The 19573-nt window shown below is 65.3% G+C and carries 17 protein-coding genes; 14 read left to right on the plus strand and 3 right to left on the minus strand.

From position 1 onward, the window contains the following. Positions 1 to 88: 88 nt before the first annotated feature. Both recJ and ACPEE1_RS07175 read right to left on the minus strand, forming a co-directional pair. Entirely contained in the window at positions 89 to 1804 is a 1716-nt protein-coding gene (gene recJ, locus ACPEE1_RS07170; protein WP_116927189.1) for a single-stranded-DNA-specific exonuclease RecJ, read from the minus strand. Beyond that, positions 1801 to 2721, minus strand: coding sequence for a phosphoglycerate mutase (locus ACPEE1_RS07175; protein ID WP_116927190.1), 921 nt, complete (start codon positions 2719 to 2721; stop codon positions 1801 to 1803). The genes recJ and ACPEE1_RS07175 overlap by 4 nt, the downstream gene beginning before the upstream one ends. A gap of 100 nt (positions 2722 to 2821) precedes the next feature. Here ACPEE1_RS07175 and ACPEE1_RS07180 point away from each other — a divergent pair, with 100 nt between their 5' ends. Genes ACPEE1_RS07180 through ACPEE1_RS07195 form a run of 4 tightly spaced genes read left to right on the plus strand, consistent with a single transcriptional unit; the run spans position 2822 to position 6144 of the window. Next, on the plus strand, positions 2822 to 4078 hold the full coding sequence (locus ACPEE1_RS07180; RefSeq protein ID WP_116927191.1) for a lipoprotein-releasing ABC transporter permease subunit: 1257 nt from the start codon (positions 2822 to 2824) through the stop codon (positions 4076 to 4078). Next, complete coding sequence (gene lolD, locus ACPEE1_RS07185) at positions 4071 to 4754, plus strand: lipoprotein-releasing ABC transporter ATP-binding protein LolD (protein WP_116927192.1); 684 nt, start codon at positions 4071 to 4073, stop codon at positions 4752 to 4754. The genes ACPEE1_RS07180 and lolD overlap by 8 nt, the downstream gene beginning before the upstream one ends. Positions 4755 to 4772: 18 nt before the next feature. Next, positions 4773 to 5645: a TatD family hydrolase gene (locus ACPEE1_RS07190; RefSeq protein WP_182343053.1), complete on the plus strand. Its 873-nt coding sequence runs from the start codon at positions 4773 to 4775 to the stop codon at positions 5643 to 5645. Then, a complete protein-coding gene (locus ACPEE1_RS07195; RefSeq protein WP_260720115.1) occupies positions 5638 to 6144 on the plus strand; it encodes a DNA-deoxyinosine glycosylase in 507 nt (168 codons plus the stop codon). Before ACPEE1_RS07190 ends, ACPEE1_RS07195 begins: the two co-directional genes overlap by 8 nt. On the opposite strand, the gene ACPEE1_RS07200 is transcribed toward ACPEE1_RS07195, so the two are convergent. After that, the gene (locus ACPEE1_RS07200; RefSeq protein ID WP_116927195.1) at positions 6123 to 6416 is read right to left on the minus strand and encodes a DUF2798 domain-containing protein; all 294 of its coding nucleotides are present in this window, start codon (positions 6414 to 6416) and stop codon (positions 6123 to 6125) included. The genes ACPEE1_RS07195 and ACPEE1_RS07200 overlap by 22 nt on opposite strands. 226 nt (positions 6417 to 6642) lie before the next feature. Between ACPEE1_RS07200 and ACPEE1_RS07205 the strand changes: the two genes are divergently transcribed. The 10 genes from ACPEE1_RS07205 (at position 6643) to ACPEE1_RS07250 (ending at position 19569) form a co-directional block, all read left to right on the plus strand. Continuing rightward, entirely contained in the window at positions 6643 to 7428 is a 786-nt protein-coding gene (locus tag ACPEE1_RS07205; RefSeq protein WP_423935719.1) for a spermidine synthase, read from the plus strand. 344 nt (positions 7429 to 7772) lie between these two features. Continuing rightward, positions 7773 to 9536 (plus strand): GspE/PulE family protein, encoded by a 1764-nt coding sequence (locus ACPEE1_RS07210; RefSeq protein WP_116927227.1) that lies wholly within the window; start codon positions 7773 to 7775, stop codon positions 9534 to 9536. 255 nt (positions 9537 to 9791) lie between these two features. Further along, positions 9792 to 10280 carry a tripartite tricarboxylate transporter TctB family protein gene (locus ACPEE1_RS07215; RefSeq protein WP_116927197.1) on the plus strand — a complete coding sequence of 163 codons (489 nt, stop codon included), beginning with the start codon at positions 9792 to 9794 and terminating at the stop codon, positions 10278 to 10280. A 14-nt stretch (positions 10281 to 10294) separates the two neighbouring features. Next, positions 10295 to 11809, plus strand: coding sequence for a tripartite tricarboxylate transporter permease (locus ACPEE1_RS07220; RefSeq protein WP_116927198.1), 1515 nt, complete (start codon positions 10295 to 10297; stop codon positions 11807 to 11809). Between the two features lie 172 nt (positions 11810 to 11981). Beyond that, positions 11982 to 12479, plus strand: a complete 498-nt coding sequence (locus tag ACPEE1_RS07225) for a sigma-70 family RNA polymerase sigma factor (RefSeq protein ID WP_232539411.1) — start codon at positions 11982 to 11984, stop codon at positions 12477 to 12479. A 60-nt stretch (positions 12480 to 12539) separates the two neighbouring features. Further along, on the plus strand, positions 12540 to 13694 hold the full coding sequence (locus ACPEE1_RS07230; protein WP_423935722.1) for a FecR family protein: 1155 nt from the start codon (positions 12540 to 12542) through the stop codon (positions 13692 to 13694). 86 nt (positions 13695 to 13780) lie between these two features. Then, positions 13781 to 16258 (plus strand): TonB-dependent siderophore receptor, encoded by a 2478-nt coding sequence (locus tag ACPEE1_RS07235; protein WP_423935724.1) that lies wholly within the window; start codon positions 13781 to 13783, stop codon positions 16256 to 16258. Between the two features lie 277 nt (positions 16259 to 16535). Further along, positions 16536 to 17186: a hypothetical protein gene (locus tag ACPEE1_RS07240; RefSeq protein WP_116927202.1), complete on the plus strand. Its 651-nt coding sequence runs from the start codon at positions 16536 to 16538 to the stop codon at positions 17184 to 17186. Between the two features lie 125 nt (positions 17187 to 17311). Beyond that, positions 17312 to 18619: a DUF3422 family protein gene (locus tag ACPEE1_RS07245; RefSeq protein WP_116927203.1), complete on the plus strand. Its 1308-nt coding sequence runs from the start codon at positions 17312 to 17314 to the stop codon at positions 18617 to 18619. A gap of 77 nt (positions 18620 to 18696) precedes the next feature. Beyond that, a complete protein-coding gene (locus ACPEE1_RS07250; RefSeq protein ID WP_260720281.1) occupies positions 18697 to 19569 on the plus strand; it encodes a DMT family transporter in 873 nt (290 codons plus the stop codon). Positions 19570 to 19573 lie beyond the last annotated feature (4 nt).

Genomic DNA, 19573 nt, shown 5'->3' on the forward strand with positions numbered 1-19573 from the left:
AAAATTACGGTGACCCAGGTCTTCCGCATTCGCGCTATTTCCTTAACTTTTAGTAAAGTCTTGCGGCCCCTCAAACCCCCGGCCCCGCTCAGCTGGGCAGCTGCGCGCCTTCGACCAGGAACTGCAGCTTGCGCTGGCCCTGCCATTCATTGATGTCCAGCCGGTAGGCCAGCAGCACCTTGGCCGGCAGTGGCTCGGTATGGCCAAACCAGATGCCGTCCACCATCTCGCCATGGTGGCGCAGCTTCAGCGACAAATGTTTTTCCCCCACCAGGCGCTGGCTGACGATCTCCAGCTCTTCGCTGAAGGTGGGCGGCGCAAAGCCCTGGCCCCAGACCTGGCTGTTGAGCGTGTCCACGGTCTCGGCATGGCGAAACTGCACCGGCAGCGGGCCATCGGTCTCCAGCTGGCGGGTGAGCGTGCGCTCATCGAGCCATTCCTGCGCAACCTGGGCGAGGGCCTGCTCAAACACCTCGAAATCGTCCAGCGCAATCGTGCAGCCCGCCGCCATCGCATGGCCGCCGAACTTGATCAGCACGCCTGGGTGGCGCTTGGCCACCAGGTCCAGCGCATCGCGCAGATGGAAGCCGGGGATCGAGCGGCCCGAGCCCTTGAGCTCATGCTCATGGCCCGGTGCGCTGCTGGCGGCAAACACAAAGCTTGGGCGGTGCAGCTTGTCCTTGATGCGCGAGGCAACGATGCCCACCACGCCTTCGTGGAAGTCCGGGTCAAACACGCTCACAGCCGGTGGCGGCTCGGTGCCTTCTTCAAACAAGGCCTCTGCCAGCAGCATCGCGTGCTCGCGCATGCCCGTCTCGATATCGCGGCGCTCGCGGTTGATGGCGTCGAGCTGGCGCGCCAAGGTGTCGGCCAGCAAGGTGTCGTCGGTCAGCAGGCATTCAATACCGATGGTCATGTCGGCCAGGCGCCCGGCGGCATTGATGCGCGGGCCCAGCGCAAAACCAAAGTCAAAGGTGCTGGCGGTGGCCGCGCGCCGGCTGGCGGCCGAGAAGAGTGCGCCCAGGCCCGGGGGCATATGGCCGGCGCGGATGCGGCGCAGGCCCTGGGCCACCAGGCGGCGGTTGTTGGCATCGAGCTTGACCACATCAGCGACGGTGCCCAGCGCCACCAGCGGCAGCAGGCTGTCCAGGCGCGGCTGGGCCATGTCGGCAAAGGCGCCGCGATCGCGCAGCTCGGCGCGCAAGGCCATCAGCACATAGAACATCACGCCGACACCGGCCATGGCCTTGCTGGCAAAGCTGCAGCCGGGCTGGTTGGGATTGACGATGGCATCGGCCGCCGGCAGGGTGGCTGCCGGCAGGTGGTGGTCGGTGACGATCACCGTCATGCCCAGCGCCTTGGCACGCGCCACGCCGTCCACGCTGGCAATGCCGTTGTCCACGGTCACCAGCACCTGTGCGCCTTGCTGGTGCACGCGCTCGGCAATCGCTGCCGTCAGGCCATAGCCATCGACCACGCGGTCGGGCACCAGGTAGCTGACCTGCTGGGCGCCCAACATGCGCAGGCCGCGCAGGGCCACGGCGCAGGCGGTGGCGCCGTCGCAGTCGTAATCTGCCACGACGCAGATGCGCTGCTGGCGGCCAATCGCATCGGCCAGCAGCAGCGCCGCCTCGCGCGTGCCCAGCAGGCCAGCGGGCGGCAGCAGCTGCGCCAGGCCATCGTCCAGCTCAGCAGCGGCCTGCACACCGCGCGCGGCAAACAGGCGGGCGAGCAGCGGGTGCACGCCTGCCTGCTCCAGCGCCCAGACGGTGCGCGGGGGAATATCTCGGGCCAGAATTTTCATAAAGAACTTAGAAGCGCCATGGGCTTGGTCGGAGCCAGCCATTGCTTGATTTGGGGTAGCCAGCCGGGGGCCGGGGGCGCCAGCGTGATGGCATTTTTTTCGCCGCACAGGCTGATCTGGCTCCACGCGGTGGAGGCCAGTGTCGCATCCAGCTGCTGCCACTGCTGCTGCCAGCTGCGCCAATCCCCCACCAGGGCGCTGTCGCGCAGCGTGGTGTTCAGCACCGGCGTCTGGGCGGGCAGTTGGTAGCCGGCGGGCAGGGCGCCAGCGCCATGCACCCAGAACGAATTGATGGGCGCGCGGCCACTGGCCTCGCGTGCGTCGCTGAAGGCATGGGTGTAGAGCAGCATCTGCATCTCGGTCTGCAGGCGCTGGAGTACCGCCGCTTGGGCCTTGTCGGGCAGCCAGGGCCGCACATCGCGCAGCGCAATGCGGTCGAGCGCCGCAGTATCGAGCTGCGCAAACACGGGGCCACGCGCCAGCCAGCGGTCGGGCCGGTCGTAGACCAGCGCAATGCCGTCTTCGCTGAACCAGGGCGCCATGATGGCCAGCAGGCTGCGCGATTCGTCCTCGCTCATCTGCGCGGCAGAAAGGTCGCTCATGCGCACCTGGTCGGGCGAGATCTGCCAGTGGCAGGGCGAGAGAAAGGCCCAGGCGGCATCGCCCGGCGCCTGGCCGTTTTGCAGTTGCTGCAGCGCAGCCCAGGGTGTGGCCTTGGGCGGCAGGCCCAAAGCCTTGGCCAGCACACGTTCATGGGGCGGGGCAAAATCTTCCAGCGCGCCGTTGTCGCTGGCGCTGACAGACCACCGCTTGAGCAGGCGTTGCAGGTTCGGCAGGGGGAGCGCCTGCAAGGCTTGCTGGCAGCCCGGCTCGTCCGTGGCTGCGTAGGAGATGATCAAATGCTGGTTTTCCGACATGGGTCTATTGTCGGCGATGCCACAATGCGGTTTGCGGTGCAGTGGATTAAGGTGCTGTATTTGCCGAGCGGATGCACCAAATATATTTTTAGAACGATTTATGCAGATTCCCTATGAATTGGCGCTGGGTTGGCGCTACACCCGTGCGGGCCGTGCAACCCGGCGCAACGGGTTTATTTCGTTCATCTCGGGCGTGTCCATGCTGGGCATTGCGCTGGGGGTGGCGGCCTTGATCATTGTGCTGTCGGTGATGAACGGTTTTCAAAAAGAGGTGCGCGACCGCATGCTCAGCGTGGTCTCTCATATCGAGATCTTCACGCCCGGGGGCGACGCCTTGCCCGATCCGGCCCGCACCATTGCCGAGGCCAAGGCCAACCCGAACGTGATTGGCGCGGCGCCCTTTGTCTCGGCCCAGGCGCTGGTCGCCCGCGGTGAGGACATGCGCGGCGCCTTGCTGCGCGGCATTGACCCGGCGCTCGAGCCCGAGGTCACCGACATGACCACCGGCATCGACCAAAGCAGTTTGCAGGCGCTCACACCAGGCAGCTTCCATGTGGTGCTGGGCTCGGAGCTGGCGCGCATTCTGGGCGTGGGTCAGGGCGACCAGGTCACCTTGATCGTGCCCAGCGGCCAGGTCACACCAGCGGGCACCGTGCCGCGCCTCAAGCAGATGCAGGTGGTGGGCACCTTCAATTCCGGCCACTACGAGTACGACTCCACCCTGGTGCTGATGCACCATGAGGATGCCGAGCGCCTGTTCCGCCTCGAAGGCCCGACCGGCGTGCGCCTCAAGCTCAAGGACCTGCACCAGGCCCCCGAGGTGACCCAGCAGCTGGCCCATAGCCTGAGCGGCAACCTGCTGATCCGCGACTGGACGCAGCAGAACAAGACCTGGTTTGCCGCCGTTCAGGTTGAAAAACGCATGATGTTCATCATCCTGACGCTGATCGTTGCCGTGGCCGCGTTCAACCTGGTGACCACCTTGGTGATGACGGTCACCGACAAGCGCGCCGATATCGCGATCCTGCGCACCCTGGGCGCGAGCCCGCGCAGCATCATGGGCGTGTTTGTCGTGCAGGGCGCGCTCGTTGGCGTCATCGGCACCCTGGCCGGTCTGGGCCTGGGCCTCTTGGTGGCCTGCAATATCGATGTGATCGTGCCCGCCATCGAGCGCGCACTGCACACCAGCTTCCTGCCCAAGGACATTTACCTCATCAGCCAGATGCCCAGCGAGCCCCAGCGCAGCGATATCGTGCCGATTACCGTCATTTCCCTGATCCTGGCCTTTGTGGCCACCCTGTATCCCAGCTGGCGCGCCAGCCGCGTGAACCCCGCCGAGGCGCTGCGTTATGAATGATTCGTCCATCGTCCTGGAGGCCTCGGGCCTGACCAAGCGCTTTACCGAAGGCCTGCTCGATGTGCAGGTGCTCCATGGCATCGACTTGCAGGTGCGCGCCGGCGAGACCCTGGCCATTGTCGGCGCCTCGGGCTCGGGCAAATCGACCCTGCTGCACTTGCTCGGCGGGCTGGATGCGCCCAGCAGCGGCACGGTCAGCCTGCACGGCCAGCGGCTCGATACGCTCAGCGCCAGCCGCCAGGGCGAGCTGCGCAACCAGCACCTGGGCTTTATCTACCAGTTCCACCATCTGCTGCCCGAGTTCAGCGCGCTGGACAACGTCGCGATGCCGCTGCGCATCCGCCGCCTGCCCTATGCCGAATGCGCCGAGCGCGCGCGCGACGTGCTGGCCTCGGTGGGCCTCAAGGACCGCGTGCTGCACCGCCCCGCCGAGCTCTCGGGCGGCGAGCGCCAGCGGGTGGCCATTGCGCGCGCGCTGGTCACGCAGCCCGCCTGCGTGCTGGCCGATGAGCCCACCGGCAACCTGGACCGCGCCACCGCCGACACCGTGTTTGCGCTGATGCTGCAGCTGGCGCGCGAGCGCGGCACGGCCTTTGTCATGGTCACCCATGATGGCGAGCTGGCCCAGCGCTGCGACCGTGCGGTGCGCATGGTCAACGGGCGTTTTGAAGCCTGAGAGCGCTGCTGAGGCCGCATGCCTTTCTGGATTGACACCCACTGCCACTGGGATGCGCCCGAGTTCGATGCCGACCGCGATGCACTGCGCGCCGCTGCGCAAGTGGCCGGGGTGGCGCATTGCGTGATCCCGGCGGTGGAGCGCAGCAACTGGGCCACCGTGCGCGAGCTCGCCCAGCGCTGGGGCGACAGCTATGCGCTGGGCATCCACCCGCTCTACACCGGCCGCGCGGCCGAAGCCGACATTGACGCCTTGGCCACCATGCTCGAAGACTGCCAGGCTGACCCGCGCCTGGTCGCGATTGGCGAGATCGGCCTGGATTTTTTTGTGCCTGGGCTCGATGCCGAGCGCCAGACCTGGTTTTACGAGCAGCAGCTGCAGCTGGCGCGCCGCTTTGACTTGCCCGTGATCTTGCATGTGCGCCGTTCGTCGGACCAGCTGCTGCGGGCGCTGCGCCGCTGGCCGGTGCAGGGCGGCATTGCGCATGCCTTCAACGGCAGCCTGCAGCAGGCGCAGCAATTTATCGAGCGCGGCTTTGCGCTGGGCTTTGGCGGCGCCGTCACCTATGAGCGCGCGCTGCACCTGCGCCGCCTGCTGCAGCAGCTGCCGATGGAGGCCATCGTTGTCGAGACCGATGCACCCGATATTCCGCCGCACTGGCTCTACACCACCGCCGAGCAGCGTGCCGCCGGCCAGGCCCAGGGCCGCAACCAGCCGGCCGAAATTCCGCGCATTGCCCAGGTGATGGTCGACCTGCGAGCCCAGGCCCAAGCGGAGGAGGCATTGACTGCGACGGACTGGCAGCTGGCCACCAGCGCCAATGCCGCAAGGGTGCTGCCAAGGCTGCAGCCTTTGCTGCCCGGCGCCGATGGGGGATCGCCGCATGGCTGATGCGCTGCTGTGCGGTCTGGCCCCGGTTGTGGGGCCGGGCACCAAGGTCGTGATTCTGGGCAGCTTCCCCGGTGTGCAGTCCTTGCAGCTGCAGCAGTACTATGCCCATCCACGCAACCAGATGTGGCCGCTGCTGGCAGCGCTGTGGCCCGCGCACCCGCAGCCCGCCGCCTATGCCCAGCGCTGCGCCTGGCTGCTGGCGCGGGGCCTGGGCCTGTGGGATGTCTATGCCGCCTGCGAGCGCGAAGGCAGTCTGGACACCAGCATCCGCCATGCGCAGCTCAACGATTTTGTGGCGCTCCAGCAGCAGTGCCCGCAGCTGGTGGCTGCCGCCCACAACGGCGGCGAGAGCTTTCGCCATGCGCCCCGGGTGCAGGCCGTGCTGGGCCTGCCCAGCTACCGGCTGCCCTCCAGCAGCCCGGCCAATGCGTCATGGAGCTTTGAGCGCAAACTGGCCGGCTGGCGCGAGGTGATGCATCACTGTGGACTGCTGGCCTGAGCGCTTGCAGCAGCAACGCTTGCGCGCGCAGGGCTTGGAGAGACGGGGCTGCCGCCGACCATGCGCCATGACAGGCGCTGCACTGCAGGCGCCAGCAGCACCACGATCGTGAATGCCGCTGGCCAGGACAGCAGGTAGGCATGCAGCCAGCGCGAGAGAAAATCCCCGACAAAGCCCAGATTCAACCAGGTGACCCAGGCGGTCATCAGGCCCGAGAGCAGCATGGACATGATGACGGAGGACAGAAAGCGTTGTTTGAGAGCGTTGGACATCAGCGAGCCAGAAAAAACAATGCCGCAGTCTAAAGCGATGCATCGCCTGCCAAGTGCCTCACCGTGGTCTGCAAGCGACATTGCCTATCTATGGCAATCGTTTATTTCGAAATAACTATGAAAGGCTTTCAAGGAGCGCATGCTGCCTTGTCCCGATCCGCTCCCAGGCTGGCGGGCCAGGGTTATGCACTGAGCCGGGCAGGACAACGGCTGATAATCCCACCCCATGACGACGAAAAGAAAATCTCCACAGGCGGCCCAGCCGCTGCCCGAGGTCACGATCTCCGACTTTGACGGAGCCCGCTACCTGCACCTGGGCACCCCTTGGGTGCAAGGCTCGATGCGCATCAAGAAGCCTTTTGATATCGACCTGGAATATGTGCAGCGCATGATGGCCTGGCTGCTGCTGGTGGACTGGCCCACAGTGCCCGAGCGCCGTGCGATGCAGCTGGGTCTGGGGGCTGCGGCTGCGACCAAGTTCTGCGCGCAAAAGCTGGGCATGGCCAGCACCACCGCCATTGAGCTCAATCCCCAAGTGATCACCGTCTGCCGCCAGTGGTTCAAACTGCCGCCCGACAGCGACAAGCTCCAGGTTGTGCTGGGCGATGCGGGCGTGGAAATCCAGAAGCCCCAGTACCTGCAGACTGTTGATGCGCTGCAGGTCGATCTGTATGACCACGAGGCCGCAGCGCCCGTGCTCGACAGCCCCGACTTCTACCAGCACTGCCGCAACCTGCTGACCGAGGACGGCTGCATGACCGTCAACCTGTTTGGCCGCACCAACAGCTTTGCCCGCAGCCTCGCCCATATCCAGGAGGCCTTTGGCCCCGACGCGGTCTGGCGCTTTGCGGCGACCAAGGAGGGCAACACCGTGGTACTGGCCCAGCGCATGGCCAGCCGCCCCAGCCGCGAGCTGCTCAGCCAGCGCGCCGACCAGGTGCAGCAGCAGACGGGCTTGCCGGCGCTCAAGTGGTTAAAGGTTTTTAAACCTGTGCAGCCGGTCGCCGCCTGACTTTACGCAGCGAGTCTCGGTCATTCAGGTATAAAGCCAGAAGACAAAAAATACCGAGGGAATAAACCATGGCAGCGCCTGACCAGCCAAGCAAACACCACAAGAGCCGGGGCGATGCCTTGCCCGGCGATACCGCCGTCAAAAGCCGCTCGTCCAGTGGTGCGGGGGGCAGTGGTTCGTCCGGTGCTGCGGCGCCGATCCGGCGCTCGGCGGTCTTTGTGCCTGGCAAGGTGGACGAGGGCCCTGCGCCGTCCCAATCCACGGGGCCGGCCTCGGTGCCGTCCACACCCAACGGGTCGGGCCCGGCCTCGGCGCCACCAGCGCGCAGCGGCCTGCCTGCGCTGATGCAGCGCGGGCTCGAGCTGACCCAGATCATCAACTGGCTGCAGGCCGATGGCTGGATCAGCTCCGAGCTGGCCCAGGCCACCATCAACCGCTGCAGCCACGCGGCAAGCAGCCAGCACCCGATCGTGCGCCTGGCCAGCGTGGTGGTGCCGCGCCAGCAGGACGGCAAGGCGCTCGATGTGGAGCTGCTCACCGAATTCGTCGCCAAGCACTGCGGCCTGCCTTATTACAAGATCGATCCGCTCAAGGTCGATGCCGCCAAGGTGGCTGAAACCATGGGCGCGCCCTATGCGCAGCGCCACGGCATCCTGCCAGTGCAGGTCACCGCCCACGAGGTGGTGATTGCGGTCAAGGAGCCCTGGATTGACGAGTGGGTCAGTGAGGTGGAGCGCCAGGCGCGGCGCAAGGTGCGCCGGGTGCTGGCCAACCCCAAGGACATCGACCGCTACCGCAGCGAATTCTTTGCGCTGGCCAAATCGGTCAAGGCCGCCAGCAAGCTGGGCGGCTCGCTGAGCTCACTGGGCAACTTCGAGCAGCTGGTCGATCTCAGCAACACCAACCAGCAGTTCGATGCCAATGACCAGGGCATCATCCGCCTGGTGGACTGGCTGTGGCAGTTCGCGTTTGCGCAGCGCGCCAGCGATATCCATCTGGAGCCGCGCCGCGACCAGTCGGTGATCCGTTTTCGCATTGACGGGGTGCTGCACAAGGTCTACCAGATGCCGCTGGGCGTGCACAACGCCATCGTCTCGCGCGTCAAGCTGCTCGGCCGCATCGACGTGGTGGAAAAGCGCCGCCCGCAGGATGGCCGCATCAAGACCCGCAACACCTTGGGCGACGAGGTGGAAATGCGTCTGTCCACCTTGCCCACCGCCTTTGGCGAGAAGATGGTGATGCGGATCTTTGACCCGGAAAACACCGTCAAGGACCTGTCGGCCCTGGGCTTTACCGCCCATGATGCGCAGCGCTGGGAGCAGCTGGTTGAGCGCCCCCACGGCATCATTTTGGTCACCGGCCCGACCGGCTCGGGCAAGACCACCACCTTGTATTCCACGTTGAAGCGCCTGGCCACCGAAGAGGTCAATGTCTCGACCGTGGAGGACCCGATCGAAATGATCGAGCCGGCATTCAACCAGACCCAGGTGCAGCCAGCGCTCGATTTCAGCTTTGTCGAAGGCCTGCGCGCGCTGATGCGCCAGGACCCGGACATCATCATGGTCGGCGAAATCCGCGATCTGGAAACCGCTGAAATGGCGGTGCAGTCTGCGCTGACCGGCCACCTGGTGTTCTCGACCTTGCACACCAACGATGCCCCCAGCGCCATCAGCCGCTTGATGGAGCTGGGCGTGCCGCCCTACCTGATCAATGCCACCTTGCTGGGCGTGCTGGCCCAGCGCCTGGTGCGCACGCTGTGCCCGCAGTGCAAGCAGCCTGACGAAGCAGCATCGACCGACGCACTGACCGCCGCCATCCAGCCCTGGAAAATAAAGCGCGACTACCGGCCCTACAAGCCGGTGGGCTGCGAAGAGTGCCGCGACACCGGCTTTCGCGGCCGCATGGGCCTGTACGAGCTGCTCACGGTCTCTGAAGCGCTCAAGGACCAGGTGCATGCCTCGCCGTCGATGTCGGTACTGCGCCGCCAGGCGGTGAAGGACGGCATGCACCCGCTGCGCCTGGCCGGCGCCCTGCGCGTGTCCGAGGGCCTGACCACCATCGAAGAGGTGATGGCCAACACCCCCCCCATCGAGATGGGCGACCGCTAAAAAACCGGCTGCATCGACCACCACCAGCGGACATGGTGGCGTTGCGCCGGCAGGGACTTACCCTTGTCACTGCACGCGCTTGGGCAGCTCTTCATACTGCGCAAACCCGTGTCCAGCTTGGGTTTCGGCGCTGTACGCACTGGTGTCACCCTAGGGGTTTTCCTGTGTGGAATCGTAAGTGGAATCCACATGCGTCAGCTGGCCGTCAGCGTTGACAATGCGCTGCATCCCTAAAATTGTTTGGAGACAAAGGTAATGAAGCTCAAAAGCCAGAAAGACTTCTGGGCGGGCATCATGTACATGGCAGTGGGTATTGGGTTCGCCGTCGGCGCCCAGAACTACTCGATTGGTACAGGTGCTCGCATGGGTCCGGGGTACTTCCCGTTGATTCTCGGCGTCCTGCTGACGCTGATCGGTGCGGCCGTGGCCTTCAAGGGCCTCACTGCCGGCCCCGCTGGCGGAGACCCGATCGGCAAATGGGCATGGCGACAAGTGTTCTTCATCTTGCTGGCCAACTTTGCCTTCGGCATCTTGCTGGTGGGCGTGCCCAGCATCGGCATCCCCGCGATGGGCCTGATCGTCGCCATCTACGCACTGGTCTTCATCGCCAGCATGGCTGGTTCCGAGTTCCGCGCCAAGTCGGTCTTCATTCTGGCCACCATCCTGGCCATTGGCAGTTACGTCGCTTTCGTGTGGGCACTGAACCTTCAGTTCCCCGTGTGGCCTAGCTTTATTACCGGTTAAAAGGGGCCAGGACCATGGAATTGTTTGACAACCTGGCCACCGGTTTCGGTGTTGCCTTTACCTTTCAAAACCTGATTTACTGCTTTGTCGGCTGTCTGTTGGGTACCCTGATTGGCGTGTTGCCTGGTATCGGCCCGGTGGCCACCATCGCGATGCTGCTGCCTGCCACCTACGCACTGCCTCCCGTGGCAGCGCTGATCATGCTGGCCGGTATTTACTACGGCGCCCAGTACGGCGGCTCCACGACAGCGATCTTGGTGAATCTCCCGGGAGAGTCATCGTCCGTCGTGACCGTGATTGACGGCTACCAGATGGCCCGCAAGGGACGCGCCGGTCCGGCACTGGCGGCAGCGGGCATTGGCTCGTTCTTCGCCGGCTGCGTGGGCACCGTGATTCTGGCTGCCTTCGCGCCTCCACTGACTGAAGTGGCCTTCATGTTCGGCCCTGCCGAGTACTTCTCGCTGATGACCCTGGGCCTGATTGGCGCCGTGGTGCTGGCTTCGGGCTCGCTGCTCAAGGCCGTGGGTATGATTGTGCTGGGTCTGCTGCTGGGCCTGGTGGGTACCGACGTGAACTCCGGCGTGGCCCGTTACTCCTTTGACATTCCTGAGCTGACCGATGGCATCGACTTCGTCGTGATCGCCATGGGTGTGTTCGGCTACGGTGAAATCATCGCCAACCTGTCCAAGCCTGACGATGAGCGCGAAGTGTTTGCTGCCAAGGTGACTGGCCTCATGCCCACCAAGGAAGACTTCAAGCTGATGTTCCCCGCGATGCTGCGCGGTACGGCGCTGGGCTCGGCCCTGGGTATCTTGCCCGGTGGCGGCGCGATGCTGTCGGCTTTTGCAGCCTACACGATCGAGAAGAAGACCAAGCTGCGTCCTGGTGAAGTTCCTTTCGGCCAAGGCAATATCCGTGGCGTGTGCGCTCCAGAATCGGCCAACAACGCCGGCTCGCAGACCTCGTTCATTCCACTGCTGACCCTGGGTATTCCACCCAACGCCGTGATGGCGCTGATGGTGGGTGCGATGACCATCCACAACATCCAGCCTGGTCCCCAGGTGATGACCAGCAACCCAGAACTGTTCTGGGGCCTGATTGCCTCGATGTGGATCGGTAACCTGATGCTGATCGTTCTGAACCTGCCGCTGATCGGCGTCTGGATCAAGCTGCTGACCGTGCCTTACCGCTGGTTGTTCCCCTCGATCGTGCTGTTCTGCGCTGTCGGTGTGTACGGCACCAACAACAACAGCTGGGACGTGTGGATGGTGGGTATCTTCGGTTTCGTCGGCTATGTGTTCCACAAGCTCGGTACCGAGCCGGCTCCCTTGCTGCTGGGCTTTATCCTGGGCCCGATGATGGAAGAAAACCTGCGCCGTGCGCTGCTGCTCTCGCGCGGTGACTGGTCGGTGTTCGTCACCCGCCCCATCTCTGCCGGTCTGCTGATTGCTGCTGCGATCTTGCTGGTGGTGGTCTGCTTGCCAGCGGTGAGCAAGAAGCGCGAAGAGGCCTTCGTCGAAGAAGAATGACCGCCCGCAGCGCTGCTGCAAGACTGACAAAGGCACCTTCGGGTGCCTTTTTCCATTTCAGCGGCCCAGGAATGCTGCGGCTTATCGGTGATAATGAGAGTTATTCCCATCTGGGAGGCGGAAGCCGGACCACTGATGGAGACCTTGGCTTTCCATGGGGCAATGCCCGTTCGTGCTTGAGCGCTATTACCGAGAACTGCTGAACTTCTGCCTGCGCAAGGTCAGAGACCGCGACACTGCGGCCGACCTGGCGCAGGAGAGCTATGCGCGCGTGCTGGGCATGCAGCGCGCCGGCAAGGTGATCGAGCAGCCGGCCGCCTTGCTCAAGCAGGTGGCGTTGAACGCCAAGATCGACCTGGACCGGCGCACCCAGCTGCGCCAGCACGAGGACATCGATGCGCTGGACGAGGCCCTGCAGCCGGCCAGTCCCCAGCGCCTGCAGCCCGAAGCGGTCTATGCCTCGTCGCAAACCGTACAGGCCTACCTGGCCACCATTGATGCGCTGCCGCCGCGCTGCCGCGAGGCTTTTTGCATGTACCTGTTCGACGAGCTGTCCAACCAGCAGATCGCCGAGCACATGGGTGTCTCGGTCAGCATGGTCAACCAGTACATCAGCCGTGGCAAGATCGCCTGCGCCGCCCGCAAAAAGGAGCTTGACCTTGGTGACTGATCCAATCCGGCGGGGGGCCGACATGCAGTTTTTCTGCGCCCATGCGTCTATAACTTTGAGATGAGCCGTTTTTCCACCTTGCCCTCCCGTGCATGTGCCCCGTCTGTTGACGAGGCGGCGGAGCAGCGCGCGCTGCAGGCCTTCTTTGGCGAGCAGGACGCGGTGGATGTGCAGGCCGCGCAGTGGCACACCCGCCAGGAGCAGGGCCTGAGCGCGGGCGAGCAGGCGGCGCTGGCGCAATGGCTGCAGGCGAGCGCTGCGCATGCCCAGGCCTGGGCCCGGATCGATGCGAGCGTGGCCAGCTTGCGTGCGCTGCCCACAGCAGCGGTGGCCCAGTGGCGTGCCAGCCAAGTGGCGAGCCCGCCCGCAGCCGCTGCCGCAGTGCCAAGATCCGCAGCCGCAGCCGCACCCGCAGCCGCCAAGCGAGCGCCGGTCCGCCCCCTCACATGGCTGCAGGCGCTGCTGCCCGGCCCGCGTGGCCTGGCCTTGTGCGCCGTGCTGCTGGTGGCGCTGGGCCTGGGCTGGCAGCAGTGGATGCAGCCGGTCTACAGCGCGCACTATGTCGTCCAGCGCGGCCAGCACCAAAGCCTGCAGCTGCCCGATGGCTCTACCTTGGAGCTCGATGCCGAGACCGAGGCGCAGGTGCGCCTCTACCGCGACCGGCGCGAGGTGCAGCTGGCGCATGGCCAGGCGATGTTCATCGTGGCCCCCGATGCCAGCAAGCCTTTTGAAGTGCAGGCCGGCCCGGCCCGCGTCAGCGTGGTGGGCACCCGCTTTGCGGTGCGCTACCGCCAAGACGGCATCGACGCAGGTCAGGTGCGGGTCGAGGTGCAAGAGGGACGGGTGCGCGTGGCCGCCGTGCACAGCCCGGCCACCGCACTGCTGCTGGGCGCCGGCCAAACCACGCAGGTTGCAGGCGATGGTCTGCTGGCACCCGTGGGCAGCGTAGCCCCCGACAGCGTGGGCCTGTGGCGCAAGGGCTTGCTGCGCTTTGACAACACCCCGCTGGCCCAGGCCTTGCAGGAGATGGAGCGCTACGGGCCTACCGGCCTCATGGTGCGCGACCCCGCTGTGGCGGCGCTGCCCCTGGGCGGCAGCTACGCGACGGCCAGGCCGGCCGAGTTGGCCCATATGCTGACCCAGGTACTGCCGGTGCGCCTGGTGCCGGGCCCAGAGGGCCGCGCCGAAATCGTCGCGAAGTCCGATAAAAAATAATTCAGAAAATGCAAAAACGGGGTGCAGTTCTGCGCCTGCAGTGCGTCATAAAAGGTAATGAGATTTATTTACTGCATTGCCTGACCATGTCCAAACCCCGTTTGTCCCTCCGCTCTCCCTCCCGCTCCACTGGCGCATCGGTTGCCACCATGGCCCGCTTCCATCCTGCACCGTTGGCGCTGGCCGCCGCATTGGCGCTGGCGATGCCGCCCGCCGCGTATGCGCAATCTGCCACGCCCGCCCACCAGGCGAGCAGCCTGTCGATTGCGGCCCAGCCGCTGGGCTCCGCACTGCAGGCGCTGTCCGCAGCCACGGGCGTGTCCATCGGCTTTGCGCCGGCGCTGGTCGAGGGCAAGACGGCGCCCGCCGTCTCCGGCACGCTCACGCCGCAGCAAGCGGCCGAGCGCCTCTTGGCCGGCAGCGGCCTGATGGCGCTGCGCCAGGGCGAGGCCCTGGTGATCAAGGCGACGCCCTCGGCTGGCGACACCAGCACCTTGCCCACGGTGACGGTGACCGCACAAGGCGAGCGCAATGCGACCAGCGAAGGCTCGGGCTCGCTGGCGGCCTCGGCCGTCAGCCTCAACAAGGGTGACCAGGCGCTCAAGGACATTCCGCAGTCCATCAGTGTGGTCACGCGCAAGCAGCTCGACGAGCAAGGCATCACCGACTTGCGCGATGCGATGAACAAGGTCACCGGCACCATGGGCGTGCAAGGGGTGGGCCAGGGCATGGTGCTGTCCGCGCGCGGCTTCCAGATCGATGCCTGGCAGTACGACGGTGTGGCGATTCCGCGCAACCACTACTCGCTGGGCAACTGGGGCACCGAAGGCATGGTCTTCTATGACCGGCTGGAAGTGCTGCGCGGTGCCTCGGGCCTGCTGCAGGGCACGGGCAGCCCGGGCGGCGCCGTCAACCTGGTGCGCAAGCGCGGCCAGCGCGAGAAGACCGTCACCGTCACCGCCCGCGCCGGCTCCTGGGACCGCTATGGCCTGCAGCTCGACGCCGGTGGCCCACTCAATGACGAGGGCAGCTTGCGCGGCCGCCTGGTGGTGGACGAGTCACGCGGCCACTCCTTTGTCGACTATGTGAATGAGCGCACACGCTCGCTCTACGCCGCATTGGATTACGACATCAGCCCCGACACCACGGTAGGCTTTGGCGTCAGCCAGCTCGACAGCAAGGGCCGCCCCTTCATCATGGGCCTGCCGCTGTATGCCGATGGCAGCATGACCGACCTGCCACGCTCGACCTTCACCGGCTCTGACTGGAACCGCTCGAACGTCAGGCAAACGACGGTCTATGCCGACCTGAACCACCGCATCAACAACGACTGGAAGCTCAAGGTCTCGGCCCTGCATGTGAGCGAGCAGAACGCCTCCTTGCACCAGCGCATGACCGGCAAGGTCGAGCCCGATGGCAGTGGCGTGACCTATGACAACTGGTACACCGACTTCGACCTGAAAAAAGTGGCCTTCGATGCCTTCATCAACGGCCGCTTTGACCTCGCTGGTTTCCGCAACGATGTGACCGTAGGTGCCAACTATTCCAAGTACCGCTCCAACGATGTCTATGCCCGCACCTTCACGGCGGGCGCGAATCTCTTTGACATCGACCACCACCGCCCCGAGCCCACCCTGGACAGCCTGCTGGCCGCCGGTGGCCGGCAATGGAAGTCGGCCTACGATGTGCGGCAAAAAGGCATCTATGGCAGCTTGCGAACGCGGCTGACCGAGCCGCTCACCGCGATTGTGGGCGCTCGCACCAGCTGGTATGACTCGCTCTACACCAATGCGGTCACGGGTGAACGCCAGGTCACCACCACGTCTGCAGAGATCACCCCCTATGCCGGCCTGGTGTATGCACTCACCCCCGAATGGTCGCTGTACGGCAGCTACACCAGCGTGTTCGAGCCCCAGTCCGAGCGCACGGTCGATGGCAAGGTGCTCGACCCGATCACCGGCACCAACTATGAACTGGGCATCAAGGGCGAGCTGATGAACGGCAAGCTCAACACCTCGCTGGCCCTGTTCCGCTACGACCACAAGAACCGGGCGGTCAACGACCTGGCCTCCGGCTTTGCCTGCGACGGCTGGTACTGCTCGACCTCGGCCGGCAAGGTGCGCAGCCAGGGCGTGGAGGCCGAAGTGAGCGGCGAAGTGGCGCGCGACCTGCAGGCCATGGTGGGCTACACCTTCAACACCAGCAAGTTCCTGAATGACCCGACCAACCAGGGCCAGGTCTTCAGCACCTGGACGCCCAAGCACATGCTGCGCGCCTGGCTGTCCTACCAGCTGCCGGGCGATTGGAACCGGCTGAGTGTGGGCACTGGCGTCGTGGCGCAAAGCCATACCTTGAGCTATGACCGCTCCTTCAAGGTTGCGGGCAACACCATCACCAGCCTGCGCCTGGCCTACCAGGCCACGCCCGAGATCAGCGTCGCCCTCAACGTGAACAACCTGTTTGACAAGCACTACATCCTGCCCGGCTTTGTCGGCTACACCGGCGGCACCTATGGCGATCCGCGCAATGCCATGTTGACCCTGAAGTACACGCCCAAGCTGTGATCGGTCGCTGAACTGCCCAGCTGCAGTGGCAAAGCCTGGCCTTGGTCCAAAAAACGGCAGGGTTCAGGTTTTGCACCACGCAAACTGCGTTAGGCTGCGCGTTGCAATCCGCAAGCGGGTGGGCGGGCCATGCAGGGAACCACCCACTACAGCTTGCACCGGGGCCTGCAACCAGTGCCCCAGGCGATTGCCAACCAGAGCCAGCCATTGCCGGCCCATGCCCCGCGCATGCGGCAGGGAACCCGCCAGCCAGCCATTCAGCCCAAGAGGAGGAGCCATGTCCAAGAACAACCAACCATCCACCCTGTGTCGCCCGCTGCTTGCGGCGGCCCTGGCCGTTTCGGCCAGCTTCGGTGCCGCGCTGCCAGCGCATGCCGATTACCTGTGGCTGCAGACCGAGAACGGCCAGACGCGCGCCCAGGTGGGCGAGCTGCACAAGGCGCCAGGGGCGCTTGGCGAACTGAGCGAGCCGCGCCAGGTGGTGGCAGAAGGCAAGAGCGTGCCCGCATCGGCCGATCCCTATGTGCTGACCCAGCAAGAGGGCGCCCCGGCCGACCAGCGCTTTGCCGCGACGCGCGCGGGCAGCGATGGCGTGCTGACCTACTACCAGGCCCGCTTTGGCCGCCAGGAAACCAAGGCCGTCAATGACCTGGAGCTGGTGCCCACCACGCCCCAGGGCAACACCTACCAGCTGATGTTCAAGGGCCGGCCCGTAGCGGCCAGCCAGGTGAATGTGGACACCAGCGAAGGCTGGCGCCGTGTGCTGGCCCCCGCCAAGGATGGCACGGTGAGCTTTACGCCGTCCTTCCCCGGCCTCTACGTGCTGGAGGTCACAGCCCGCGTCAACAACGGTAGCGTCAAGATCGATGGCAAGCAGTACGACGAGGTGCGCCACACGGCGACCCTGAGCTTTGAGGTGCCGCAGTAACGCGCTAATCCCCCGCAGGGGCGGGCACACCGCTTTTATCGGGCGCCTGCACAAGTATTGGCTTGGCACGACAATTGCAGCAGTTCGACGGCTTGCCGTCTGGTGTTTGCCGCTTTTTGTCTTTCATGAAAAACCTGCCTCTGCTGCAGCAGCACGACCTGCGCCGTGCGCTGCACAACGAAGTCCATTCCCGCCCCCCTGAAGCCCTGCCCGATAACACCGCCGTGTTCTGCACGGTGATGTGGGCCGATGCCGCCGAGCGCGCGGCCAGCCGCCAGTGGCTGCACCAGCTGCTGCGCGATCTGCAGCTGCCCGTGCCCGATGCCGAGGCCAACCACCTGCGCCTGGACCTGGGCAATGGCCGCCTGCGCTGGGAGCTGCACACCGAATTTGTCTCCTGGACCTGGATGGTGCCCATCCGCCCCGAAGCGCTGGACGAGGCCGAGCTGCCGTCTGCCAGCGACCTGGTTCCCGCCCAGTGGCTCGCCGGTTTGCCCGGCCGCTGCCTGCTGGCGATGAATGCCTGGGTGCTGCCCGCGTCCCCCGCGCTGGAGAAAAAGGTCGAGCAACGCTGGCTGTACGAGGACAAGCTGGTCGCCTCCAAGGCCTCCGAGCAGAAGGCGCAGGTCTATACCGATTTTTCCATCCACTCGGATGGCGCATCGCGCCTCTTTGTGCTGAACCAGGGCCTGTCGGCCGCGCGCAATGGGCGCCTGGTGCAGCGCCTGCTGGAGATCGAGACCTACCGCATGGCCGCCTTGCTGGGCCTGCCTGCGGCGCGTGAGACCATGGAAAAGCTCGCCAGCACCGAGACTGAGCTGGCCGAGCTGTCCGCTGCCATCCGCAGCGCGGGCGCGGCCAGCGAGCCGCAGCTGCTCGACCAGCTCACGCGCCTGGCCGCGCAGGTCGAGAGCCAGTACGCCGCCCACCATTCTCGCTTTTCGGCCAGCAGCGCCTACTTTGCATTGGTGCAGCAGCGTGTGGGTGATATCCAGGAGACGCGCCTGGGCAGCTACCAGAGCATCGGCGACTTTATGGACCGGCGCCTGACCCCCGCACGCAACACCTGTGTGTCGGCCCACCAGCGGCTCGAAGCGCTGTCCCAGCGCGTATCGCGCCTGAGCAACCTGCTGCAGACGCGGGTCGATATCAGCCAAAAGCAGGGCCGCCAGGCGGTGCTCAAGGCGATGAACGAGCGCCAGGGCCTGCAGCTCAAGATGCAGTCCACGGTCGAGGGCCTGTCGGTCGCGGCCATCACCTACTACATCACCGGCCTCATCAGCTACCTGGCCAAGGGCCTGCAGAAATGGGGGTGGCCTCTGTCGCCAGAAACGACGGCGGCGCTGGCCATCCCGGTGATAGGCTTGGGCGTCTGGTGGTCGATTCGCCGCATGCACCACCGTTTGTTCCATGGGTCGGCGCACCAGCACTGACTGGTTCTTGGAGAGTTATCTTGTCTGTTTCTGTTGCACCGGCTGCGGTGCTCACGCCCAGTGTGCGCCGCGCCGGCATGGTCTGCGCCGTGGTGGGCGCCATCGCGTTCAGCGGCAAGGCCATCATCGTCAAGCTGGCCTACCGCCATGGGGTCGACGCGATCACCTTGATCATGTACCGCATGCTGTTTGCGCTGCCGCTGTTTGTCATCATGGCCTGGTGGGCCGGGCGGGGCAAACCGGCGCTGTCGCTGCGCGACTGGCTCGCCGTCATCGCGCTGGGCTTTTGCGGCTACTACCTCTCCAGCTACTTGGATTTTGCCGGGCTGAGCTATATCAGCGCGGGCCTGGAGCGGCTGATCCTCTACCTCAACCCCACCTTGGTGCTGGCGCTGGGCTGGCTGCTCTACCGCAGGGTGGCCAGCGGCCGCCAACTGCTGGGCCTGGCCATCAGCTATGCCGGCGTGATGCTGGTGTTTGGCATGGAGCTGTACACCCATGGCGCCGGCCAGCAGGTGGGCTGGGGTGCTAGCTTGGTGTTCCTGAGCGCCGTGAGCTATGCCGTCTACCTGGTCTACAGCGCTCAGTATGTCAAACGCCTGGGCGCGCTGCGCCTGGTGGGCCTGGCCACCAGCTTTGCCTGCCTGTTCTGCATTGCGCAGTTCTTGCTGACGCGGCCACTGCAGGCCGCGCAGGTGGATGCGGCCGTCATCTGGCTGTCTGTCCTCAACGCCACCTTGTGCACTGCCGTTCCCGTCTTGCTGGTGATGCTGGCCGTTGAGCGCCTGGGCGCCGCCACCGTCGCGCAAACCGGCATGATCGGTCCGCTCTCGACGATCCTGATGGGCGTGTGCCTGCTGGGCGAGCCGCTGACGCCGGTGATGGTGGCCGGCACGGCCTTGGTGCTGACTGGCATCTATGTGTTCACCCACCAGGCTAAAAGACAATAAAGGG

The organism is Comamonas sp. 23, from assembly GCF_049601575.1.
Classification (GTDB): Bacteria; Pseudomonadota; Gammaproteobacteria; order Burkholderiales; family Burkholderiaceae_C; genus Comamonas; species Comamonas squillarum.